20 protein-coding genes and 1 pseudogene are annotated in these 21509 nt (G+C 71.9%); 11 read left to right on the forward strand and 10 right to left on the reverse strand.

Annotated elements, in window-relative coordinates; all coding sequences use genetic code 11:
- Positions 1–169: 169 nt before the first annotated feature.
- Positions 170–952, forward strand: coding sequence for a carbonic anhydrase (locus tag KUF83_RS26095; protein ID WP_374106163.1), 783 nt, complete (start codon positions 170–172; stop codon positions 950–952).
- Between the two features lie 90 nt (positions 953–1042).
- Here KUF83_RS26095 and KUF83_RS26100 read toward each other — a convergent pair whose 3' ends face one another.
- From KUF83_RS26100 to KUF83_RS26110, 3 genes are read right to left on the reverse strand one after another with little or no spacing between them, the layout of a single operon-like run.
- Positions 1043–2536 carry a tripartite tricarboxylate transporter permease gene (locus KUF83_RS26100; RefSeq protein ID WP_217457371.1) on the reverse strand — a complete coding sequence of 498 codons (1494 nt, stop codon included), beginning with the start codon at positions 2534–2536 and terminating at the stop codon, positions 1043–1045.
- Position 2537: 1 nt separating this feature from the next.
- The gene (locus tag KUF83_RS26105; RefSeq protein WP_217457372.1) at positions 2538–3077 is read right to left on the reverse strand and encodes a tripartite tricarboxylate transporter TctB family protein; all 540 of its coding nucleotides are present in this window, start codon (positions 3075–3077) and stop codon (positions 2538–2540) included.
- Complete coding sequence (locus KUF83_RS26110; protein WP_217457626.1) at positions 3074–4057, reverse strand: tripartite tricarboxylate transporter substrate binding protein; 984 nt, start codon at positions 4055–4057, stop codon at positions 3074–3076. Before KUF83_RS26110 ends, KUF83_RS26105 begins: the two co-directional genes overlap by 4 nt.
- Before the next feature lie 457 nt (positions 4058–4514).
- Here KUF83_RS26110 and KUF83_RS26115 point away from each other — a divergent pair, with 457 nt between their 5' ends.
- Positions 4515–6176 carry an ATP-binding protein gene (locus KUF83_RS26115; protein WP_217457373.1) on the forward strand — a complete coding sequence of 554 codons (1662 nt, stop codon included), beginning with the start codon at positions 4515–4517 and terminating at the stop codon, positions 6174–6176.
- Entirely contained in the window at positions 6173–7009 is an 837-nt protein-coding gene (locus KUF83_RS26120) for a response regulator (RefSeq protein WP_217457374.1), read from the forward strand. The genes KUF83_RS26115 and KUF83_RS26120 overlap by 4 nt, the downstream gene beginning before the upstream one ends.
- A gap of 106 nt (positions 7010–7115) precedes the next feature.
- Here KUF83_RS26120 and KUF83_RS26125 read toward each other — a convergent pair whose 3' ends face one another.
- The gene (locus KUF83_RS26125; RefSeq protein WP_217457375.1) at positions 7116–7943 is read right to left on the reverse strand and encodes an MOSC domain-containing protein; all 828 of its coding nucleotides are present in this window, start codon (positions 7941–7943) and stop codon (positions 7116–7118) included.
- Positions 7944–8262: 319 nt separating this feature from the next.
- Between KUF83_RS26125 and KUF83_RS26130 the strand changes: the two genes are divergently transcribed.
- On the forward strand, positions 8263–9147 hold the full coding sequence (locus tag KUF83_RS26130; protein WP_217457376.1) for an SIS domain-containing protein: 885 nt from the start codon (positions 8263–8265) through the stop codon (positions 9145–9147).
- Between the two features lie 11 nt (positions 9148–9158).
- Positions 9159–10013, forward strand: coding sequence for a class II fructose-bisphosphate aldolase (locus KUF83_RS26135; protein ID WP_217457377.1), 855 nt, complete (start codon positions 9159–9161; stop codon positions 10011–10013).
- A gap of 27 nt (positions 10014–10040) precedes the next feature.
- Here the strand turns inward: KUF83_RS26135 and KUF83_RS26140 are convergent.
- Positions 10041–10307, reverse strand: a pseudogene (locus tag KUF83_RS26140) (hypothetical protein); the annotation flags it as partial.
- Positions 10304–11146: a phytanoyl-CoA dioxygenase family protein gene (locus tag KUF83_RS26145; RefSeq protein ID WP_217457378.1), complete on the reverse strand. Its 843-nt coding sequence runs from the start codon at positions 11144–11146 to the stop codon at positions 10304–10306. The gene KUF83_RS26145 and the pseudogene KUF83_RS26140, both read right to left, overlap by 4 nt.
- A 70-nt stretch (positions 11147–11216) precedes the next feature.
- On the opposite strand from KUF83_RS26145, the gene KUF83_RS26150 reads away from it, so the two are divergent.
- A complete protein-coding gene (locus KUF83_RS26150; RefSeq protein WP_217457379.1) occupies positions 11217–11993 on the forward strand; it encodes an AraC family transcriptional regulator in 777 nt (258 codons plus the stop codon).
- Positions 11994–12100: 107 nt separating this feature from the next.
- On the opposite strand, the gene KUF83_RS26155 is transcribed toward KUF83_RS26150, so the two are convergent.
- Positions 12101–13261, reverse strand: a complete 1161-nt coding sequence (locus KUF83_RS26155; RefSeq protein ID WP_374106164.1) for a methyltransferase — start codon at positions 13259–13261, stop codon at positions 12101–12103.
- Positions 13262–13334: 73 nt separating this feature from the next.
- On the opposite strand from KUF83_RS26155, the gene KUF83_RS26160 reads away from it, so the two are divergent.
- The gene (locus tag KUF83_RS26160; protein WP_217457380.1) at positions 13335–14066 is read left to right on the forward strand and encodes an alpha-ketoglutarate-dependent dioxygenase AlkB; all 732 of its coding nucleotides are present in this window, start codon (positions 13335–13337) and stop codon (positions 14064–14066) included.
- Between the two features lie 39 nt (positions 14067–14105).
- The gene (locus KUF83_RS26165) at positions 14106–15347 is read left to right on the forward strand and encodes an ROK family protein (protein WP_217457381.1); all 1242 of its coding nucleotides are present in this window, start codon (positions 14106–14108) and stop codon (positions 15345–15347) included.
- A gap of 185 nt (positions 15348–15532) precedes the next feature.
- Here the strand turns inward: KUF83_RS26165 and KUF83_RS26170 are convergent, their stop codons facing one another.
- The 3 genes from KUF83_RS26170 to KUF83_RS26180 are packed head-to-tail and all read right to left on the reverse strand — an operon-like array spanning position 15533 to position 17661.
- On the reverse strand, positions 15533–16468 hold the full coding sequence (locus KUF83_RS26170) for a phosphotriesterase (RefSeq protein WP_308403133.1): 936 nt from the start codon (positions 16466–16468) through the stop codon (positions 15533–15535).
- Positions 16465–17049, reverse strand: coding sequence for a DUF4865 family protein (locus KUF83_RS26175; protein WP_217457382.1), 585 nt, complete (start codon positions 17047–17049; stop codon positions 16465–16467). Before KUF83_RS26175 ends, KUF83_RS26170 begins: the two co-directional genes overlap by 4 nt.
- A gap of 18 nt (positions 17050–17067) precedes the next feature.
- On the reverse strand, positions 17068–17661 hold the full coding sequence (locus tag KUF83_RS26180) for a TetR/AcrR family transcriptional regulator (RefSeq protein WP_217457383.1): 594 nt from the start codon (positions 17659–17661) through the stop codon (positions 17068–17070).
- 201 nt (positions 17662–17862) lie between these two features.
- On the opposite strand from KUF83_RS26180, the gene KUF83_RS26185 reads away from it, so the two are divergent.
- The 3 genes from KUF83_RS26185 to KUF83_RS26195 are packed head-to-tail and all read left to right on the forward strand — an operon-like array spanning position 17863 to position 21508.
- Entirely contained in the window at positions 17863–18180 is a 318-nt protein-coding gene (locus tag KUF83_RS26185; RefSeq protein ID WP_217457384.1) for an SHOCT domain-containing protein, read from the forward strand.
- Complete coding sequence (locus tag KUF83_RS26190) at positions 18177–18950, forward strand: ABC transporter ATP-binding protein (RefSeq protein ID WP_217457385.1); 774 nt, start codon at positions 18177–18179, stop codon at positions 18948–18950. Before KUF83_RS26185 ends, KUF83_RS26190 begins: the two co-directional genes overlap by 4 nt.
- Complete coding sequence (locus KUF83_RS26195; RefSeq protein WP_217457386.1) at positions 18947–21508, forward strand: FtsX-like permease family protein; 2562 nt, start codon at positions 18947–18949, stop codon at positions 21506–21508. Before KUF83_RS26190 ends, KUF83_RS26195 begins: the two co-directional genes overlap by 4 nt.
- The last annotated feature ends 1 nt before the right edge of the window (position 21509 follow it).

The following is a 21509-nucleotide window of genomic DNA, read 5'->3' on the forward strand; positions in this document are numbered from 1 at the left end:
CTCACCGACCATCCCTGGACTTCGGTCGACCTGGATCTCTCTCGTGGCTGCCAAGAACAGTTCAACGCTCGCTCATGATTTGCCAACGCTCGGCCATGAATCGTCAACGCTTCCCCATGATTCAGTAAGCCCGAGTCAGGAGCGACTGTTCGGACGTACGTTCCCGTCCGTGATCTCTGACCCAACACCCCACATAGCCGCCCGCGCTCAGCGGACGGCATCCGTCGCCCGGACGTCCGGTGCGACGATCCCCGGCCGGCGCTCCCTCCTGCGCGCCGCGCTCGCAGGAACCACGGCACTCGGCGCCGGCCTGGCCATGGGCGCCGAACCCGCGGCCGCGGCACCCGCCGCTGCCGCACGCAAGCGGCCCACCAACGCCGAGGAGGCACTGCGGGAGCTGGAGGCGGGCAACCGCCGCTGGCGCACCTTCCGCGAGCGGCACCCCGACGAGTCTCCGGCCGTCCGGCAGGCGCTGACGGCCAGCCAGCACCCCTTCGCCCTCGTACTGGGCTGCATCGACTCCCGGGTGCCCCCGGAGCTGGTCTTCGACCAGGGCCTCGGCGACCTGATGACCATACGCAGCGCGGGCCAGGTCCTCGACGAAGCCGTCCTCGGCAGCCTCGCGTACGGCGTGCTCGAACTCCAGATCCCGCTGCTCGTGGTGCTCGGCCACCAGTCGTGCGGCGCCGTGAAGGCCACCGTCGAGGCTGACGAGTCGGGTAAGAAACTGCCCAACCACATCCAGTACCTGGCCGACCAGATCAGCCCGGCCATCGATCGCGCCAAGGAGGGTGCCGCGCGCATCGACGCGACGATCGACGCCAACGTACGGCTCGTCCGCGCCCGGCTCGCGGCGGACCCCGATCTCGCCGCCAAGGTGAAGACCGGTGAACTCACCATCGTCGGAGCCCGCTACGAGCTGACCACTCAGCGCGTGCACGGCATCAGCTGAGGTTCGAAGACTTTCGGACACGTGAAAGGCGACCGCGGTGGACATCACCACCGCGGTCGCCTTTCACGCTCTCCCGGGAGCGGCGGCGGTTCAGGCCTTCACACGGCCCCGCGTCATGAGCTTCCTGAGCAGGGGCCAGATCAGCAGCAGCACCGTCACCGCGTACACGGTCACCGCGAACGGCGTGTTGACCAGGCCCGTGACGCTGCCGTCGCTGATCTGCAGGGCGCGCCGCAGTTGCTGTTCGGCGTTCGGGCCGAGGATGACGCCGATGACGGCGGGCAGCACCGGCAGGCCGTACCGCCGCATGCCGAACCCGATCAGGCCGATGATCAGGAGGATCACCAGGTCGATGACCTCGCCGCCGACCGCGTAGGCGCCGACCGCCGCGAAGAACAGGATGCCCGCGTACAGGTACGGCCGGGGGATGCGCAGCAACTTCGCCCATACGGGCGCCAGCGGCAGGTTGAGGGCGAGCAGCAGCACCATGCCCACGAAGAGCGAGGCGATCAGACCCCACACCAGCTCGGGCTCGCGTTCGAAGAGGAGCGGGCCCGGCTGGATGCCGTACTGCTGGAAGGCCGCCAGCATGACGGCCGCGACCGCTGTCGTCGGCAGACCCAGGGTCAGCATGGACACCAGGGTCCCCGCCGCGGAGGCCGACGCCGCAGACTCCGGTCCCGCCACGCCCTCGATCGCGCCCTTGCCCCAGTCGTCCGGGTGTTTCGACAGGCGCTTCTCCGTCGCGTACGACAGGAAGGTGGGGATCTCCGCGCCGCCCGCCGGGATCGCGCCGAACGGGAAACCGATGAACGGCCCGCGCAGCCACGACTTCCAGGTCCGCCGCACATCGTCACGGCCCAGCCAGGGCCGGCCCACCGGGATCGGTTCGCCGGGGCTGCGCCGCAGGTGCGCCGCTACCCACAGCGCCTCACCGATCGCGAACAGACCGACCGCCACGATCACCACGTCGATGCCGTCGGCGAGTTGGAGTGAACCGAAGGTGAGCCGCTGCTGGCCGGTCATCTGGTCCAGGCCCACCAGGCCGAGGGTCAGGCCGATGAGCAGCGACGCGAGCCCTCTGATCCGCGACGAGCCCAGCACCGACGTCACCGCGATGAACGCCAGCACCATGATGGCGAAGTAGTCCGGCGCACCGATGTCCACGGCCAGGTCGGCGACCGTCGGGGCGAGCGCGACCAGCAGGATCGTGCCGATCAGGCCGCCCGCGAAGTGGCCGATGGCGGCGGCCGCGAGAGCCTGCGCGCCGCGGCCCGACTTGGCCATGGGGTTGCCCTCCATGGCCGCGACCACGGCAGCGCTCTCGCCGGGCGTGTTCAGCAGGATCGAGGTGGTCGAGCCGCCGAACATCGCCCCGTAGTAGATCCCCGCGAACATGATGAACGCGCCGATCGGTTCGAGTCCGTAGGTCACCGGCAGCAGGAGGGCGACCGCCATCGCGGGGCCGATGCCGGGCAGTACGCCGATCGCGGTACCGAGCAGCACGCCGAGCGCGGCCCACAGAAGGTTGACGGGAGTGAGAGCCGTACCGAAGCCGTCCATCAGGGAGTTGAGGGCGTTCATGTCACAGCACTCCCATCAGCGGGCCGCCCGGCAGCGGTACTCCGAGCAGGTTGTTGAAGATGGCGTAGGTGGCGAGGGAGAGGACGGCCGCGATGAGCGGGTCCCGGTCGATCCGGCGGCTGCCGAGTGCGAAGGCGGCGCCCCAGAAGAGGAGCGCGCCCGCGACGGGGAACCCGAGCGGTTCGATGAGGACGGCCGAGCCGAGGAACACCCCGGCGAGCAGCAACACCGTGCGCCAGTCGGCGGGTTCGGACAGGTCGATGTCCTCGCCGCCCTCCGCCTGGCCGCGACCGCCGCGCAGGACGTCGACAGCCAGCAGGGCGGCGATCACCAGGAGTCCGACGCCCACCACCACGGGCACGGTCTTCGGTCCGACGGGCCCGCGCTGGGTGATGTCGACGTCCATGGTGAGCGCGTCGGCCAGAACCAGCACGCCGAGCGCCAACAGCATGACGCAGACGCCGAGTTCGGAGTGCTCGCGCAGCCAGGAGCGCCGCTCGTCCGCGGGCGTCGGGGAGATGTCGGTGGTCGGCGTCGTCACAGTCCCAGCTCCTTCAGTACCGAAACCACGCGCTTGTCCTCGGCGTCGAGGAAGTCGCTGAACTTCTTTCCGGTCAGGAAGGCGTCGTCCCAGCCGTTCTGTTCCATGGACTTCCGCCACTCGGGGGAGTCGTGCAGCTCCTCGACAAGGCGTACGAGCTTGTCGCGCTCGGCGTCCGACAGGCCGGGCGGGGCGACGATGCCCCGCCAGTTGGTGAAGTCGACGTCGTAGCCGGACTCCTTGAGGGTGGGCGCGTCCAGCTCGTCGACCCGCTCAGGTCCCGTGACCGCCAGTACGCGCAGCTCGCCCGCCTTGATCTGGTCGAGGTACTCGCCGACGCCGGACACCCCGAAGGCGACCTTGTTGCCGAGGATCGAGGCGAGCAACTCGCCACCACCGTCGAAGGGCACGTAGTTGACGTCCTTCGGGGCGATGTCCGCGGCGCGCGCCATCAGCATGGGCGCGAGGTGATCGGGCCCGCCGGGCGAGGAACCACCGCCCACCGGAAGCTTGCCCGGATTCTTCTTCCAGGCGCCGATGAGCTCGTCGATCGACTTGTACGGGGAGTCCTTGCCGACCACGACGACGTCCTGCTCCTCGGTGAGCCGGGCGATCGGGGTGGTGTCGGCGAGTGTCTTGGGCGCGTCGTTGGAGCGGACGGCACCCACGACACCGAGACCCATCGACATGGCGAGCTTGCCGTTGCCGTGCTCGCTCACCAGCCGGCTGAGCCCGACGGTGCCGCCGGCGCCCGGCAGGTTGAACACCTCGATGTTGTGCGTGAGGTCGGCGTCCTCGGCGTTCTTCGCGGCGGTGCGGGCCGTGATGTCGTAACCGCCGCCGGGCGTGTTCGGAACCATGAAGCGCAGGCCCGGGATCTGCGTGCCGGTCGCGGAGTCGCTGCCGGACGTGAGCAGCGGAGGGCCCACGAGCACGAGCACGGCGGCCCCGAGCAGGGCGAGGGGAGTGCGCAGGCGCACGAGTTCCACCACCTGTCGATACGTCGATGAGGTACGGGGAGAGGAGCAGGAGGTGCTGCGGGAAACGCGGGGAGGGGCCGCGGAGCAGGGGGACGGAGTACGGAGAGGGGCACTGGCGTGCGGGGAGCCCCGGGGGGACGGGGTGACGTGGGCCACATGTTGCCCGGCCGCTCCGAGCCTGTCTCTCTTCCGGAACCAACGGAGGTTGTGGTCTTTGTGTCACCTGCCGCGGCCGCCGACCGTCCGCCGCTCGGCTCTCGTCCCCGGCGACCAGCCGTCCGCCCCTCACACCCGCCGACTGTCACAGGCACCCACGAGCAGCCATCGACCACTGGACCCGCCCCGCATCTCCCGTTCCTGTCCCTTCTCTTTTCCAGGCCGCGAGCGGGGGCCATGATGGTGCGACCCGGCAGCTGAGCCGAACTACGCCGTGTCAGCACGAGAGATTGAGTCCGCCGTGGTCGCCGCCTTCCGCCGTCAGACCCTCGCGGGCGAGATGCTGGTGCTGCAGCTCGCCATCGTCGTCGTGGTGCTCCTGGCCGTCGCCGCGGTCTCCCTCGCGCAGTCGGAGGCGACCTTCAACCGCGTCGAGGGCCGCCGGGTCAGCGCGCTCGCCGAGCAACTGGCCGCCAACCCCCTGACCCGCAGCCAGCTCGTGCGGCCCGCGCCGCAGGAAGCGCTCGCCCCGCTGGTGAACTCCACACAGACACAGTCCGGGGTCACCTCGGTGACGGTGGCCGACGCCGACGGCCGGATCGTCAGCTCCACCGACCCCACGGCGATCGGTGACCCGCTGCCCCTCGGAGAAGGCGCCGCCGAGGGCCGGGGCTGGACCGGCTCACTGACGCTCGACGGCAGCCGTGAACTCGTGGCCCAGGTGCCCGTGCTCGGCGCGACACAGGAGAACCTCGGGCAGCACCTGGGCACGGTGATGATCGGCGAGGCCGACCCGACGGTGTGGCAGCGCCTGAGCGGGGCGTCCTCGTACCTCCTCGCCTACCTCGGCATAGCCAGCGGGCTCGGGCTGGTCGGCTCCTGGCTGCTGGCCAGGCGCGTCAAACGGCAGACCCTCGGCCTGGAGCCGCGCGAGATCGCCGGACTGGCCGAGCACCGCGAGGCGATGCTGTACGGGATCGCCGAGGGGGTGATCGCCCTGGACCCCCAGCACCGGCTCACCCTGGCCAACGACATGGGCCGGCGTCTGCTCGACCTCCCCGCGGACTGCGTGGGCCGCAGTCTTGCCGAACTCGGCATCGAGGGACGGCTGCGGGACGTCCTGGCGGGTGACCGGAGCGGCGCGGCGGGCGAACGCGACGAGGTCGTCGTCCGGCACGGCCGCGTCCTGGTGATGAACCGGATGACCGTCACCAAGGACGGCCGCCCGCTCGGCTCGGTCACCACTCTGCGGGACCGCACCGAACTGGCCCGGCTGGAACGGGAGATCGGATCCTTCCGCAGCTCCTCCGAACTGCTGCGCGCGCAGGCGCACGAGTTCGCCAACCAGCTGCACACCATCTCGGGGCTGATCCAGATCGGCGAACAGGACGAAGTCGTGCGCTACATCAGGGCGTTGAACCAGCGCCGCCAGTCGCTTGACGTCACGCTCAGCCGCCGTGTCCGCGACACCGCCGTCGCCGCCCTTCTCATGGCCAAGTCCTCCCTCGCGGCCGAACGGAAGGTCAGTCTGCGGATCTCCGACGCGACCGCCCTCGACCGGCTCACCCCGGAGGACGCCGCCGACGTGGCGACCGTGGTCGGCAACCTCGTCGACAACGCGGTGGACGCCGCGTCCGTCGCGGCCGCCGCCCGCGAGCCCGACGGCCACGAGGCCTGGGTGGAGGTCGAGCTGAGGCAGGACGCCTCCAGCGTGGAGATCGTGGTCCGCGACTCGGGTCCCGGCGTGGCGCCCGAACTCGCCCGGGAGGTGTTTTCGCACGGCTTCACCACCAAGGCGGCCCAGGAGGGCGAGCGCGGCATCGGCCTGGCGCTCACCCGTCTGGTCTGCGAACGTCACGGTGGTGAGATCTCGGTGACCAACACCCCCGACGGGGCCATGTTCACCGCACGCATGACCGTCAGCCACCTCACCGACGCGGTGGCGGAAGGAGCCACACGATGAACGGAGCGCCCGGGCCCGGTTCGGCCGCCACCACGGCGGGGGCCACCGACGTGACCACCGCTGCTGCCCGGGCCGTCGCGGACCGCGGGGCCGATGGTGCCGGCACGGCCGCCGCGGTCCGTTCCGCCGGCGCGGCCGCGGCGTCCGAGGCGGCCGACACGATCGACGTGCTGGTGGTCGACGACGACTTCATGGTCGCCCGGGTCCACCGGACCTTCGTCGAACGTGTCGAGCCGTTCCGCGTGGTGGGTGTCGCCAGTACGGGCGAGCAGGCCGCGCGCGCCGTCGACGAGCTGCACCCGGACCTCGTCCTGCTCGACCTGTACCTGCCGGACCTTTTCGGCCTGGACGTCATCCCCCGGCTGCGTACCGCGGGCCATGACTGCGACGTCATGGTCATCAGCGCGGCACGGGAGGCCGACACGGTGCGCGGAGCCGTCCGCCACGGCGTCGTCGACTACCTCCTCAAACCGTTCGAGTTCGAGGACCTGCGGGCCAGGCTGGAGCGCTACGCCGTCCAGCGCGGCCGCCTGCTCGCGACCGTCGTGCACGGCCAGGCCGATGTCGACAGGGTGCTGGCGGGAGCGGCCGTACCCGCGACGCGCGTCAGTACGCTGCCCAAGGGCATGAGCGTGGAGACGGCCGCGCTGATAAAGCGGACGCTCCGTACCGCACAGGGCACGCTGTCCGCCGCCGAGTGCGCGACGCTGGCCGGCGTCTCCCGCGTCAGTGCCCGCCGCTACCTGGAACACTTCCACACCACCGGCAGCGCCGACGTGTCCCTGCGCTACGGGGCGGCGGGACGCCCCGAACGCCGCTACCGGCTGCTGTGATCGCTGCGGTCGGCCACGGGATCGCGTACGTGACCGAGGGACCGCAAGCGCTACGGCCCTGCGGTGGCTGCGGTGGCTGCGGTCGCCGTAGGGACCGGATGCAGCGCTACAGTTCGGACTCGCCCCACCGGCTGACGATCACGTCGTCGCCGACCGACACCTTGCCGGTGCGCAGGACCGCGAACTTCGCGCCGAACGCGACTCCGCCCTCAGCCGCCCGGCGGTATCCGGCGAGGGTGCGGAGTGGTTCAGGACCCGCTCTGGAACCTGACCGTTGGTCGACCAGGGTCACGGCACAGCGGATGGCGAGCTTCGCGTACCCCAGTTCCGCCCCGCCGACGGTGATGCGGTGGGCGCGGTCCTCCGTGTGCGGTTCGTCCCAGCCGTCGATCACGATGTTCGGGCGGAATCGCTCCATGGACAACGGGTGCGCGCCGCGTTCGGCCAGCTTGCGGTGCAGCTGATCCAGGGTGGAGCGCGACAGCACGTGCAGCGCGCTGCTGTCGGCGTAGCCGGAGGTGCCCGGTGTCCGCCCTCCGGTCACCCGGTCGTGTTCCTGCGGCACGCGCACGAGTCTGCTGGGGCTGCCGAGCAGGTCCGAGAGCCAGACGGCCGCCGGGTCGCCCTGGTCGATCCCCTGGTACGCGGTGCCGAAGAGGTCGACCGGTCGCGGGGCGCCGACGGTGTCCACCTCGATGTCCACGGGCTCGCGGCCGGGCGCACGAAGCCTGAGACGGTACCCGTCGCCGGTGATCTCGGGCTGGACGACCGCCAGCAGCGGATCGCGCCGCTGGGTGCGGTACACACCCTCTTCGCTGACGACCATGAAGCTGCGGTCGTGCGCCAGACCGGCGGGCGTCACCAGCGCCTCGCTCGCCGATGTCCCGGCGCACCCCTTGATGGGGTAGTACGTCAACTCGACGACGTTGGCCATGCGTTGTCCCGCTTCCCGTTCTTCCCGCTGCGTCCGCCCTCCGGAGCGGCTGACGCGAGTACGGCTCTCACCGCGCAGCCGATCCTGCCATCGCGCCCCGCCGGCAGGGCTCCCTTCCACGCAATGCGGTGCACTTCATAGGCACCCCAACCGGCCTGCAGGAGTCCGACGCTCAGGCACGGACTCCTGCCCGTGCCGTCCCTCTCGCCCCTGGCGCACGTCGTTTTCCGTCCCGGATGCTTGATTATGCTTGAAATCTCGCTATATCTTGCAAGAGTAATCATTCTGCAGGGCGATCATCCCATCGGGAGGGGTCGGCGTGAGTCATGTCGAGAACGAACTGGTGGCCCAGCCCGAATGCTGGGTACGGGCCGCCGACGAGGCAGCGGCGCACGCGTCCGTGCTGCCCGCCTCGGGGGAGCGTGTCGCGCTGGTCGGGTGCGGCACCTCGTGGTTCATGGGGCAGGCCGCCGCGGCCCTGCGTGAACAGGCGGGACAGGGCGAGACGGACGCCTTCGCCGCCTCCGAATACCCCCACGGCCGCTCGTACGACCGAGTGATCGCCCTGACCCGCTCCGGCACCACCACGGAGGTCCTCGACCTGCTCGGCCGGCTGAAGGGGCGCACGCGCACGGTCGCGATCACCGCGGATCCTCGAACTCCCGTGATGCAGGCGGCCGATGACGTCGTCGTACTCGACTACGCCGACGAGCGGTCCGTCGTACAGACACGGTTCGCGACCACCGCTCTGACCCTGCTGCGCGCACACCTCGGCCTGCACACCGACGCCGTCGTCGCCGACGCCCGCACCGCGCTGGCGGAGCCGCTGCCCGAAGGGCTCGTCGACTGCACGCAGTTCACGTTCCTCGGGCGCGGCTGGAGCGTCGGTCTCGCGAACGAAGCCGGGCTCAAGATGCGCGAGGCCTCCCTGGCCTGGACCGAGGCCTATCCGGCGATGGAGTACCGCCACGGCCCGATCAGTGTCACCACCGCGGGCACCGCGACCTGGATGCTGGGCGAGGCACCCGACGGGCTGGCCCAACAGGTCCGTGACACGGGGGCGTTGTGGGTCGAAGGCGGACTCGACCCCCTCGCCGAACTCGTCCGCGCCCAGCGACTCGCCGTGGCCGTCGCCGCAGCCCGGGGCCTGGACCCCGACGAGCCCCGCCACCTCACCCGCTCGGTCATCCTCACCACGCCCTGAAGGGACGGTTCATGCCCCTCGAAGCAGCCGGCGAACTGGTCGCCCGGGCCGCCGCCGCGCGGACCGCCGTCGCCGCCTTCAACGTCATCACGCTGGAACACGTCGAGGCCGTCGTCGCCGGCGCCGAGGAGGCGAACGCCCCCGTCATCCTCCAGATCAGCGAGAACGCCGTGAAGTTCCGCTGCGGACGGCTCCTCCCGCTGGCCCGGGCCGCGACCGCCGCGGCCGAACACGCGGCCGTCCCCGTCGCGTTGCACCTGGACCACGTCGAGAGCGACGAGCTGCTCCGACAGGCGGCCGACGCCGGATTCAGCTCCGTCATGTACGACGCCGCCCGTCTTCCCTACGCCGAGAACCTTGCCGCGACGCGGGCCGCCGTTGACTGGGCCCACACCCAAGGCCTCTGGATCGAGGCCGAGTTGGGCGAGGTCGGCGGCAAGACCGGGCAGGCGCCGCTGGACGCCCACGCGGCCGGCGCCCGTACCGACCCGGCCGAGGCGCGCGCCTTCGTCGCCGACGCGGGCGTCGACGCTCTGGCCGTGGCGATCGGCAGCACGCACGCCATGACCACGCGCACCGCCGCCCTGGACCACGACCTGCTCAAGCGCCTCGACGCGGCTCTCGACGTCCCGCTCGTGCTGCACGGCTCGTCCGGCGTCCCGGACGCCGAACTGCGGGCGGCCGTCGCGGGCGGCATCACCAAGGTGAACGTGGGCACCGCCCTCAACATCGCGATGACCGACGCGATCAGGGAGTTCCTGACCGCACACCCCGAGGCGGTCGACTCACGCAAGTACCTCGTCGTGGCGCGGCAGGCGATGGTCAGGGCGGTGGCGCGGATCATCGGAGTGCTGGACACTCGCTGACGTGCCCGGTGGGGCGTCCGATGCCATGTCGACGAGCTTCTCGAAGAGGAACTCGTGCTTGAGGAACGACACGTTGTACTCGGACCCCGGGTACGGCGGGATCAGCTGGGCCGCCTGGAACAGCCGCCAGCCGTCCCGCAGCGCGTCCACGCCCGACCCGTAAGGGGGTTCGTCGCTGTCACCGGTCGTGGGTGACGTACGGCCCGTGCCGTCGTACACCGACCAGCCGACGACCTCGGAATCCAGCGCCGACGTGCTCAGATAGAGGACCAGCACCTGCTGGCGGACAGTCATACGGCTTCCTCCTGTGGGCGGTTGGAGACGCGGGTGACCCAGTGTTCGAGATCGAAGGACGCGTCGCCGGTGAGCGAGCGCCACAGCAGTACGCGGTTGTAGAGCTCCAGACGGCCGGTGGCGGGTTCGTACCACGGGAACGTCGTCGCGAGTTCCTCGGCCACCCGCGGGTCGGCGAGGTCCGAGGTGTCCCACAGGCGTCGCTGCCGTACCGCCGGGTTGAAGCGGATCTTGAACATGTAGCGCACCACGTCGCTGTCGTTGCGCCGCCCGCCGTGCCAGAGTCCGTGGTGCAGAAACACCACGGTGCCTGCCGGGCAGACGAGCCGGGACTGGCCGAGCAGATTCTGGTAGCGGCCCGTGTCCGACTCGTTCGTGCGCCGCAGGTGGCTGCCGGGCACGCTGAGGGTGCCGCCCATGTCCAGGGTCACGTCCTGCGGGTAGTACATCAGCTGGACGTCGAAGGCGTCCGTGCGGACGTCGATGATCGCGTCACCGTGCAGTGGCTGCGCCGACCCCTCGTGGGGCTCGCGGACGTGCACGGCGTGATGGTCGACGCGCGGGCCCGGACCGACGAGGCTGCGCAGGGCGCCCGCCACGGCCGGGACACCGAGCAGTCGCCGCACGAAGGAGCCCTCGGGGTAGGCGTCCGCCACCGTGCTGCCGTACGGCACGGCGGGTACACCGCGCCCCAGGACGTCGATCGCCTCCTCGTTCATCCCGGCCGGGACCACCGCGTCCAGACGCAGCGAGCCGTGGGCCACGAAGCGGGCCATCCGCACCGAGTCCAGAAGGGGAGGGCGTTCGGGATGCGCCGGAGGATGCTCGGGATGCGTCATGGACCGACCGTACGGAGCCTGGCCGGTCCTTCGCGTTGGCCCGTTTCACCACCGCTGGTAGTTTTTCACCATGCGGGTCACGCACATCCACCTGGGCGAACCGCCCGTCGTCGCCAACGCGGGCGTCGGCGTGCACGGTGTCGCGAGCCGCACGGACGTCTTCCGGCTGCCGGAGCTGTGGCAGTTGCACCTGTACCAGTACGAGGCCGAGCTGACCGTGGACGGCACACCGCACCTCATCCGGCCCGGCCGGATCAGCCTCGTGCCGCCCGGCGCGACGGTTCGTTACCGCTACCAGGGCCGCTCGGAGCACCTGTACGCACACCTGCGCATCGCCCCCGCCGGGGCACCGCGCACCGTGCCCGTACTGCAGGACGCGGGACCCGAACTCCCCATGCTGACCGGGCTGATGCTCCAGGCGGTCGCCTCCGCGCCGAGCGCACCGGAACGCACCCGGGCCGAGATCTGGACCGCGCTGTGGCGCATCGCCGACCTCGCCCCGGCCGCCGAACGCCCCGGCCCGCATCCGGCCGTCACCGCCGCGATCGCCTATGTCGAGGCGAACCTCGCCGCCCCGCTCACCGTGCCCGCCGTGGCCCGGGCCGCGGGCGTCTCGCACAACCACCTGACCCGGCTCTTCCGCGCCACCACGGGCGGCACGGTCGTGGCGTACATCCGCCGCCGCCGACTCGATCGCGCCCGGCATCTGTTGCGTGCCTCGACCCTGTCCATCCCGGCGGTCGCCGCGTCGGTCGGCATCCCCGATCTGCAGGCGTTCAACAAGGCCTGCAGGCGTGAACTCGGAGCCTCGCCACGAGCGCTGCGCGGCGAGACCGGCACAGCCTGAGCGGTGCCTGCCCGGCGCGCCCGCCCCTGCCCCTGCCCCTGCCCCTGTCCGCGTCGGCCCTCAACGTGCCTGCCCCTTCCCGCCCCTGCCCGTTCCCGGGACGGACCTCAGGGCTGCTTGACGGCCTTCAGGACCACGAACTTCGCGTCGCTCGCGATCAGTTCACTGTTGCCGAAGAGGCGCCGAAGCTTCACGTGGTAGCCGAGATGACGATTGCCGACCACCCACAGCTCGCCGCCCGGCCGCAGCGCGCGGCGCGCCCCGGTGAACATCCGCCACGCCGTCGCGTCGGTCGTCGCCTGGTGCGAGTGGAAGGGCGGGTTGGTCAGCACCAGATCGACGCTCGCCTCCGGGACGCTGTCCAGGGCGTCGTCCACGCGGAACTCCGCCTTGCCGTGATCCACGGTGTCGTCGGTGTTCGCCCGGTACGTCGCCTCCGCCGAGGCGACCGCCTGGTACGACTCGTCCACGAACAGCACCTCGGCCTCCGGATGCGCCAGCGCCGCCGCCGTACCGACCACGCCGTTGCCGCAGCCCAGGTCCACGACCCGCCCGGCACTCCGCTCGTACGGCAGATGCCGGAGGAAGAACCTGGTGCCGATGTCGAGGCGCTCCGCGCAGAAGACGCCCGCCTCGTTGACGACGGTACGGCCGGAGACCGGACCGATGCCCTCGGGCAGCGTGTAGCTGAGCGGCCACGGGTTCGCCGGCCGCACGAGCCCGGGGCTCGGCGTGCAGAAGATGAGCCGGGCCTTCTTCTCGGCCAGTGACGTCCGGGTAGGACCGAGGATCCGCTCGAACAGCTTGAGCGTCGAGGTGTGGATCTCCTTGACCATGCCGGAGCCGACGACGACCGTCCCCTCGTGCACGGCGGGCGCCAGACGCAGCAGCTGGTCCTCCAGGAGCGCGAGGCTCTTCGGCACGCGAACCAGCAGCACGTCGACGCGCTCGGGCGGTGTGTCCTGGGTGGTGAGAAGGCGTACGGAGCCCTCGTCCGCGCCGTTGCGCACCAGATTGGCCCGGGTCGCCTCCCGGGTGAGGAACGAGTCGGTGATCTGCACCGGCCCGTGTGCCCGCAGGGCCGTGGTGAGGGCGCCCCAGCGGTCACCGACCACGACGACCGTGCCGTCGAGCGCCTGGCCACTGGCGGCGAGATGCCTCAGCAGGTACTCGTCGGAGGCGTCCCACGCTCGGAGCTGGTCACGGGAGTCCTCGGGGAAGCGCGCCAGCATAAGCTCGGCCGAGGGGGTCGTCATACGGTCGGTCATCGGGTCCAGGCTAGCTGAGGCGCAGATCAGGGAGGTTCGGCAGCCCGGTGCGGCCCTGCGCGAGGATGGAACCATGGACGCGGAACTGTTTCCCAGGAGCCGGACGGAGATCGCCCCGGGCGCGGTGCACCTGCCGGACTGGCTGACCCCCGAGCACCAGAAAAAGCTCCTGGAGGCCTGCCGCGACTGGGCCCGCCCGCCCGCCGGGCTGCGCACGGTCCGAACGCCCGGGGGCGGCACGATGACCTCCCGGCAGGTCTGTCTCGGTTGGCACTGGTATCCGTACGGTTACGCGCCCACGGTCGTCGACGGGGACGGCGCGCCCGTGAAGCCGTTCCCCGCCTGGCTGGGGGAGCTGGGACGCCGGGCCGTGGCCGATGCCTTCGGCGGCGGCACCCCGGCGGGAGAATCCCCCGTGGGAGCCGCCCCGGCGGGAGGCCCCCCGGTGAGCGGCGGCCCCGTCCGCCCAGGGACGACACCTGCCTACGACATCGCGCTGATCAACTTCTACGACGCCGGTGCCCGGATGGGCATGCACCGGGACAGCGACGAGAGGTCCGGCGCCCCCGTGGTGTCGCTGAGCCTCGGCGACACCTGCGTCTTCCGTTTCGGCAACACCGAGTCGAGAGGCCGCCCGTACACGGACGTGGAGCTGCGCAGCGGCGACCTGTTCGTGTTCGGCGGCGGGTCCCGGCTCGCCCACCACGGGGTACCGCGCGTCCACGCGGGCACGGCGCCGCCCGAGTTGGGACTGACCGGCCGGCTGAACGTCACCCTGCGGGTGAGCGGCCTCCAGGCCGGCTGACCGGTCACCGGGCGACCGGATCATGGGAGACTCGCTCTCATGAGCGGCAAGGCGGCCCCCAGAGCTGCGGGAGAAGGAAGCATCAGGACACGGCTGGACCGAGGGCGTGGTGCGCTCGGGCCCGCGCTGGAGCTCGTGCACACGGGACGCGCGCCGACACGGGCCGTGCTCACCGCCGAGCTGGGTGTCACGCGCGCGACGGCCGGCGCGGTCGCCGCGGAGCTGGAGGCGCTCGGCCTGATCCACGTGGACGCCCGCCCAGGGGCGGCCGCCGGCTCCCAGGGCCGTCCCTCGCACCGCCTCGAACTCGCCGAGGGCGGGCCCGTCGCCCTCGCCGCGCAGGTCCACGCCGACGGCTTCCGGGCCGCCCTGGTCGGCCTCGGCGGCCGGATCGTGGCGACCGCCCCCGGCTGCGAGACCGTGGACGCCGACCCGGCGAAGGTGCTCGGCTCGGTCGTGGAGGCGGGCGCCGAACTGCTTCGGGAGACGGGGCGCCGCTGCGTGGGCGCCGGACTGGCCGTCCCGTCGGCCGTGGCGGAACCCGAGGGCACCGCGCTCAACCCGCTCCACCTGGCCTGGCCGGCCGGTGCGCCCGTGCGGGAGATCTTCGCGGAGCGCGTCCGCGCGGCCGGCCTCACCGGACCGGCGTTCGCCGCCAACGACGTCAATCTCGCCGCGCTCGCCGAACACCGGCACGGCGCGGGCCGCGGCGCCCGCGATCTGCTGTGCGTGGCGACGGGGCACCGGGGCGTCGGTGGCGCGCTGGTGCTCGACGGCCGCCTGCACATGGGCAGTTCGGGTCTCGCGCTCGAGGTCGGTCACCTCACGGTCAACCCGGAGGGCCGTCCGTGCCACTGCGGCAGCCGGGGATGCCTGGACGTCGAGGCGGACCCGCTGGCCTTCCTCACGGCGGCCCACCGCGACCCCGGCCCCGAGGTGTCACTGCTCCAGCAGGCCAACGACCTGATCCGCGACCAGTACGCCGACCCGACCGTACGCACCGCCGCCGAGGCACTGATCGACCGGCTGGGCCTGGGCCTCGCGGGCCTGGTCAACATCCTCAACCCGGACCGCATCATCCTCGGCGGCCTGCACCGCACCCTCCTCGACGCGGACCCGGAGAGGCTGCGGGCCGTGGTGGCCGACCGCAGCCTGTGGGGGCAGAGTGGAGGCGTACCCATCCTGGCCTGCACGCTGGACCACAACAGCCTGGTCGGGGCCGCCGAACTGGCGTGGCAGCCGGTGCTCGACGATCCGATCACGGCACTGGCACGGGTCTGAGACCTGCCTCGGCCCGAAGACCGTCGAGCCACGCCAAGCGGTCGAGCCGACGTCGGGCCGCAGGCGCTCCGGCCTTCAGGCCCGCAAGCCTTCAGACCCTGAGGCCCGCAAGCATTCAGGCCCTCAGGCTGTCGATCCGGAGCCCGCGTCGTGGTGCCCGCCCCCGGGCCATGGTGTCGGACGGCCTACGCCCACCCGACGGCGTACGCCCGTTGCGGGTTCGCCGTCAGCATGCGCTCCACCAGCCCTTCTCCCAGGGTGAGTTCGAGTCTCGGTCGGATGCGCCGCAGCAAGTACGGCATCCCCGGCCCGCCGTTCACCGAGCGGGCCCCCGCCGTGGTCGTGTCACCGCCGAGCAGCAGCCGGTCCCCGTACCCGGCGTCGGCGAGCTCCCGCACCGCGTCGGGCATGCGCCAGTCCGTGGCGTGGTTCGCGTGTGACGGCCCGTCAAAGGCCAGATACGCGCCGGACTCCGCGGCCTGCCGGTGGGTCACCGGATCGGGGCAGCGGTTGAGATGGCCGAGGATCACACTCTCCGGCGCCACGCCCAACTCCCCGCACAGCAGGTCGAGTACATCGAGCGCGCCCGTGCCCAGCTCCAGGTGAACGGCCACGGGCGCCCCTGTGGCGTGATGCGCCTCGGCCGCCGCGGTCATCGTCCAGCGGGCGTGCGCGTCGAGTGCGTGGAAGCCGCCCGCGACCTTGACGAACCCCGCCCGCACCCCTGAGGTGGCAAGGCCCTCGGTCAGTTCGGAGACGAAGACGTCCGCGAGCCTGCCCCGCAGCCGATCGAGGAACTCGGGTGTGTAGTGGGCGGCTTGATGCAGTCCGGTGGCGGCCACGACGTGGACACCGGCGGCGCGGGCGAGCAGCGGCAGATCGGCGGCCCGCCGCCCCAGGCCGTACGGGGTCCACTGCGCCACGCTGCCGCCGCCTGCCGCGCGGAACGCGGTCAGTTCGGCCGTCGCGGCTGCCGCGTCCCGCAACTCCTGACCCGGAAGCCTGGGGCTGCTGAGGAAGAGGTGGTCATGCGCGTCGCAGACCCCCAGCGCCGCCGGGGGCACGTCCCCAAGGACCGTACGGACTGTACGGGCGGCACCGAGCAAGGGCTCTCGGTTCACCAGTGCCGTCCTCGCCGCAGCCGGTCACGTCCCGGCGCCGACAGATGCAGCACCCGGTACGTCTCTCCGGTCACCTCGGGCCGGTCATGGGCCCAGAGGGAGAAGTGCACGACCTCCCAGTGCCGCGGATCGACGGCGGCTGCGGCGCCCACGACCCCGTCCAGGGCGGCCAGCCGCTGTGTCTCCCGGAGGGCCTCCCGCGCCGCTTCGGCGAGCGGCACCCCCTCGGGGATGTTCGCGCGTCGGCGGACGGCGACCTCGGGCGTGGCATCCGGGGCACCTCCGTCCTCGTACGCCAGTCCCGTCCAGTGCTGCACCACGGGGCGCCCGAAGTCGTTCACGAGCCCTTGGAACCCGGGCCCCCAGAGGAAGGAGTTCATGCCCTCGGGGGTGTCCCACAGATAGAACGGCGCGTACTGGCCGACGGGCGAGCCGTCCACGCCGCGTTCGCGCAGCAGGTAGGCCTTGAGGCCGAGCCCGTCCCAGTCGTCGAGCAGGTGCCCGACGCGGGCCACCCGGTCGCGGATGACGCCCGTGTCGTAGTCCGCGGGCAGGGTGATCTCGTACTGCATGGCGTGCATCGGAGCCTCCGGTCGGTTCTAGACGTCCTCGCGGGCGGGAGCGCCGGCGGCCAGGAGGGACAGCAGTCCCCGGACCGCCGTGTCGAACGCGGCGGTCGAGCCGGACGCGCGGGCCAGCACATAGCCGCCCTGGACCGTGGCCACGATCGTCGCGGCGATCTCCTCGCCGTCCAGCGTGAGCGCGAACTCGCTCTGCTCCTGGCCCTCTTCGACGATGCGGGCCAGCCGCTCGCGCAGCCAGTCCAGTGTCTCGTCGACGGGCGCGCGCAGCTCGTCGCTCGTGACGACGTCCGGGTCCATGGTCAGCCGCCCGACAGGGCAGCCGCGCAGCACGTCGCGCTCGCGTCGCAGATAGGCCTCGACGCGCTGGTAGGGGGAACCGGGCCCGCCGAGCACGCACTCGGCGGTGGCGCGCATCTCCTCCGCCGTGCGCCGGATCGCGGCGAGCGCCAGACCGTGCTTGCCGGTGAAGTGGTGGTACATGCTGCCCTGGCCGGCGTCCGCCCGTTGCAGGATCGCCTTGGGGCTCGTGCCCACGTACCCGCGCTCCCACAGCAGTTCGCGGGTGGCTTCGATCAGTCGCTCCGGAGTGCTCACCAGACCACTGTACATACTAGTAGTTACAGGATCGAGCAGCGGATCGACGAGCAAGTCGGGGAGCAAGTCGAGGAGGAGGCCGAGGAGCAGCTGGAATGCCCGTTCCTACTCCCGCGGAGGTACGCGTACTGCCGCTGGCCGTACGACGACCCGGGCCCCCTCACGGCGCGAGTCTCGAAGCATCACCGGAACTGCCGACCGAGGAGATGACTTCAGATGCAGACCCTGGCGCACTGGGACGGCGGGCCCGGCCCGTGGATACTCCTTTTCCCGCTGATCTGGGCAGCCGTCCTGATCGGTGTCGTGAGCGTGCTGCGCCGCACCGGGTGGAGCGGCCGCCGCGGTCAGTGGCGCGGCACGGACCGGCCCCGCCCGTCCGGCGACTCGCCGATCGCGGTGCTCGGCCGGCGCTTCGCCTCCGGCGAGATCGACGAGGACGAGTACTGGCGCCGCCTCTCCGTCCTGGACGAGCAGTTCGGGCGTACGGACCTGGACGAGCGGTTCGGGCGTGTCGGCAAGGGCGGTGCGGCGTGAACACGACGACCGCCACGAAGGCGACGCGGACCGCCGCACGCGTCGCCGACGCCGTGAAGGTGTACGGCGTCGGGGACACCGCGGTGCGGGCCCTGGACGGGGTGAGCGTCACCTTTCCGGCCGGACGCTTCACCGCGATCATGGGGCCCTCGGGCTCCGGCAAGTCCACCCTGATGCACTGCGCGGCAGGTCTGGACACCCTGACCTCGGGCGCTGCCTTCATCGGTGACACCGAGCTGGGCACGCTCGACGACCGGCGCCTGACGCTGCTGCGACGCGACCGCGTCGGATTCGTCTTCCAGGCCTACAACCTGGTGCCGACCCTGACCGTCGCGGAGAACATCACGCTGCCCATGGACCTCGCCGGCCGCAGGGACGCCTCGTCCGACGAGTGGGTCGACGCCCTCGTGGAGGTCGTCGGTCTGGGTGACCGGCTCCGTCACCGGCCCGCGGAACTCTCCGGTGGCCAGCAGCAACGCGTCGCCGTGGCAAGGGCGTTCGCCGGACAGCCCGATGTCGTCTTCGCCGACGAACCGACCGGCAACCTCGACTCCCGCTCCGGCGAGGAGGTCCTGAACCTCCTCGGCCGGGCCGTGCGCCGGATGGACCGCACGGTCGTCATGGTCACCCACGATCCGGTCGCCGCCGCACATGCCGACGAGGTCGTCTTCCTCGCCGACGGCCGCCTCGTGGACCGGATGGAAGCCCCGACGGCGGACAGGGTCCTGGACCGCATGAAGGCCTTCGACGGCAAGGGGGATCCGTCGTGAACGCGTCGGTGCGGATCAGTGTCTCCTCCCTGCGCGCCCACAAGCGGCGCTTCGCCGGTACGTTCCTGGCGGTACTGCTCGGCGTGGCCTTTCTGGCGGGCACGCTCGTCATGGGCGACACCCTGCGGGCCGGTTTCGACACGATGTTCGGCAATGCCGCGAGCGGCACCGACGCCGTCGTCCGCAGCGCCGACACCATCACCACGCCGGGCGAGAGCCAGGGCGTACGGCAGCCCGTCGACACAGACCTCCTGGCAACCGTCCGGAGGACACCGGGTGTCGCGGCCGCCGCCCCCGACATCCAGGGCGCGGGCCAGCTCGTCGGTGCGAACGGCGAGCCGGTCGGCGGCCAGGGCCCGCCCACCCTCGCGGGCAACTGGATCGACGACCCCGAACTCAACGCGTACCGCCTGGCCGAGGGCCGCGCCCCCGCGAAGTCCGGCGAGGTCGTCGTCAACCGGGGCGCGGCCGAGAAGGGCGGCCTCGGCATCGGCGACACCACGACCCTCAGGACGCCCGACCCCGTCAGGGTGACGATCGTCGGCCTCGCCACGTTCGGCGGCGAGGACGGCATGGCGCAGGTGACCTTCACCGGCATGACGCGCTCCGACGCCGAGAAGTACCTCACCGCGAAGCCCGGCGAGGCGGCGGGCATCCTCGTGCGGGCCGGCCCCGGCACCGGTCAGCGGGAACTCGTCGACGCCCTGACTCCCGTACTGCCCAAGGGCGTCGAGGCGATCACCGGTCAGGAGCTGGCCGAGGAGAACACCGACATGATCTCCGGGCAGTTCCTGACCCTGTTCACCACCTTCCTCCTGGTGTTCTCGGGCGTGGCGCTGTTGGTCGCGACCTTCTCCATCCACAACACCTTCGCGATCGTCGTCGCCCAACGGGCGCGTGAGAACGCCCTGTTGCGCGCACTCGGTGCTTCCCGCCGCCAGGTCACCGTGTCCACTCTGGTGGAGGCGGGTGTGGTCGCCGTGGCCGCGTCCGCCGCCGGACTCGCCGGAGGCATCGGCGTCGCGGCCGGACTGCGGGCGCTGTTCCCGGCCATCGGATTCCCGTTCCCCGAGGGCGACTTGGTGATCGGTGGGCTGTCCATGGTGCTGCCGCTCGTGGTCGGCGTCGTGGTCTGCCTCGGCTCCGCCCTGCTGCCGGCGGTCCGCGCCGGACGCACCGCACCGCTGGCCGCCCTGCGGGAGACCTCCGTCGACCGGTCCGAGGCGTCCCGCACCCGCGCGGCCGTGGGCACCGGGCTCGCGGCACTCGCGGTCGCCGTCACGCTGACCGGCGTCGTCGCCGGCCCTTCCCTGTGGCTCGCGGGTGGAGGCGCGGTCCTGGCGCTCGCCGCCTTCGTCGTCCTCGGCCCGGTCGCCTCGACCACCGCCGTACGCGTCCTCGGGAGCCCTCTCGACCGGCTGCGCGGCGTCACCGGAGGCCTGGCAAGGCGCAACGCCCTGCGCAGCCCCGGGCGGACCGCGGCCACCGCCAGTGCCCTGATGATCGGCGTCGCCGTCGTGTCGCTGTTCACGGTCTTCGGCGCCTCGCTGAAGGCGACCATGGACCGGACGGTGTCACGGTCCTTCGCCGGCGATGTCGCCGTGAGTACCCCGTCGTTCGGCGCGGGCGGCAGCGGGCTGAGCCCCGCGCTCGCCGGTGCGATCGCCGAGCGGCCCGAGGTCGACACGGCGGTCGGGCTCGGCCGTGGAGTGGCCGAAGTCAACGGCAGGGGGCGGGCGTTGACCGTCACCGACCCGGTAGCGCTGGAGCGGACCTTCGAACTCGGCGACGTCCGGGGCTCGCTGCGGGACCTCGGCGGCGACGGCATCGCCATCACCGGGAAGGAGGCCGGCGAACTGGGCCTCACGACCGGCGACACCGTCCGGCTGGCCTTCACCGACGGAAAGAAGGAGACCTTCACCGTCCGCGCGGTCTACGGCCGGTCCGAACTCGCCGGTGACTACGTCATCACCCGCGAGGCCTGGGCGCCGCACCGCACCCAGGACTCGGACACGCTGGTCGCCGTCATGTTCAAGGACGGAGTGAGCCCGTCGGACGGCAGGGCGGCGGTCGAGAAGGTCGCGACGGCCTACGGCAGTCCCGAGGTGCAGACCCGTGACGAGTACGCCCGGTCGTCGGCGGGCGCCATCGACATGATGCTCACCCTGGTCTACGCGCTGCTCGCGCTCGCGGTACTCATCGCGCTGCTCGGCATCGCCAACACGCTCACCCTCGCGGTCCACGAACGCACCCGCGAACTCGGCCTGCTGAGGGCCGTCGGGCAGACCAGGCCGCAGCTGCGTGCGATGGTCCGCTGGGAGTCGGTGCTGGTCGCCGCGTTCGGCACGGTGGGCGGGCTCGCGCTAGGCGGGTTCCTCGGCTGGGTGCTCGTCAAGGCGTCCGACGGAGCGTCCGACAGCACGTTCGCCTTCGCGGTGCCGCCCGTCCAGCTCCTCGTGGTCGCGGCGGTGGGTCTCGCGGCCGGAGCCCTCGCGGGCCTGCGCCCGGCCCGGCGGGCCGCGCGCCTCGACGTCCTGAAGGCCATCGCGGCCGAGTGAA

Source organism: Streptomyces sp. BV286 (genome assembly GCF_019090165.1).
Taxonomy (GTDB): Bacteria; Actinomycetota; Actinomycetes; order Streptomycetales; family Streptomycetaceae; genus Streptomyces.

Coding starts and splice junctions, on each gene's coding strand:
- KUF83_RS26175 (WP_217457382.1), bottom strand. CDS start 17,049: ATGCACGCCATGCAGTACGAGATCACCCTGCCCGCGGACTACGACACG.
- KUF83_RS26185 (WP_217457384.1), top strand. CDS start 17,863: ATGCAGACCCTGGCGCACTGGGACGGCGGGCCCGGCCCGTGGATACTC.
- KUF83_RS26155 (WP_374106164.1), bottom strand. CDS start 13,261: ATGACCGACCGTATGACGACCCCCTCGGCCGAGCTTATGCTGGCGCGC.
- KUF83_RS26180 (WP_217457383.1), bottom strand. CDS start 17,661: ATGTACAGTGGTCTGGTGAGCACTCCGGAGCGACTGATCGAAGCCACC.
- KUF83_RS26160 (WP_217457380.1), top strand. CDS start 13,335: ATGGACGCGGAACTGTTTCCCAGGAGCCGGACGGAGATCGCCCCGGGC.
- KUF83_RS26125 (WP_217457375.1), bottom strand. CDS start 7,943: ATGGCCAACGTCGTCGAGTTGACGTACTACCCCATCAAGGGGTGCGCC.
- KUF83_RS26100 (WP_217457371.1), bottom strand. CDS start 2,536: ATGAACGCCCTCAACTCCCTGATGGACGGCTTCGGTACGGCTCTCACT.
- KUF83_RS26135 (WP_217457377.1), top strand. CDS start 9,159: ATGCCCCTCGAAGCAGCCGGCGAACTGGTCGCCCGGGCCGCCGCCGCG.
- KUF83_RS26145 (WP_217457378.1), bottom strand. CDS start 11,146: ATGACGCATCCCGAGCATCCTCCGGCGCATCCCGAACGCCCTCCCCTT.
- KUF83_RS26120 (WP_217457374.1), top strand. CDS start 6,173: ATGAACGGAGCGCCCGGGCCCGGTTCGGCCGCCACCACGGCGGGGGCC.
- KUF83_RS26165 (WP_217457381.1), top strand. CDS start 14,106: ATGAGCGGCAAGGCGGCCCCCAGAGCTGCGGGAGAAGGAAGCATCAGG.
- KUF83_RS26150 (WP_217457379.1), top strand. CDS start 11,217: ATGCGGGTCACGCACATCCACCTGGGCGAACCGCCCGTCGTCGCCAAC.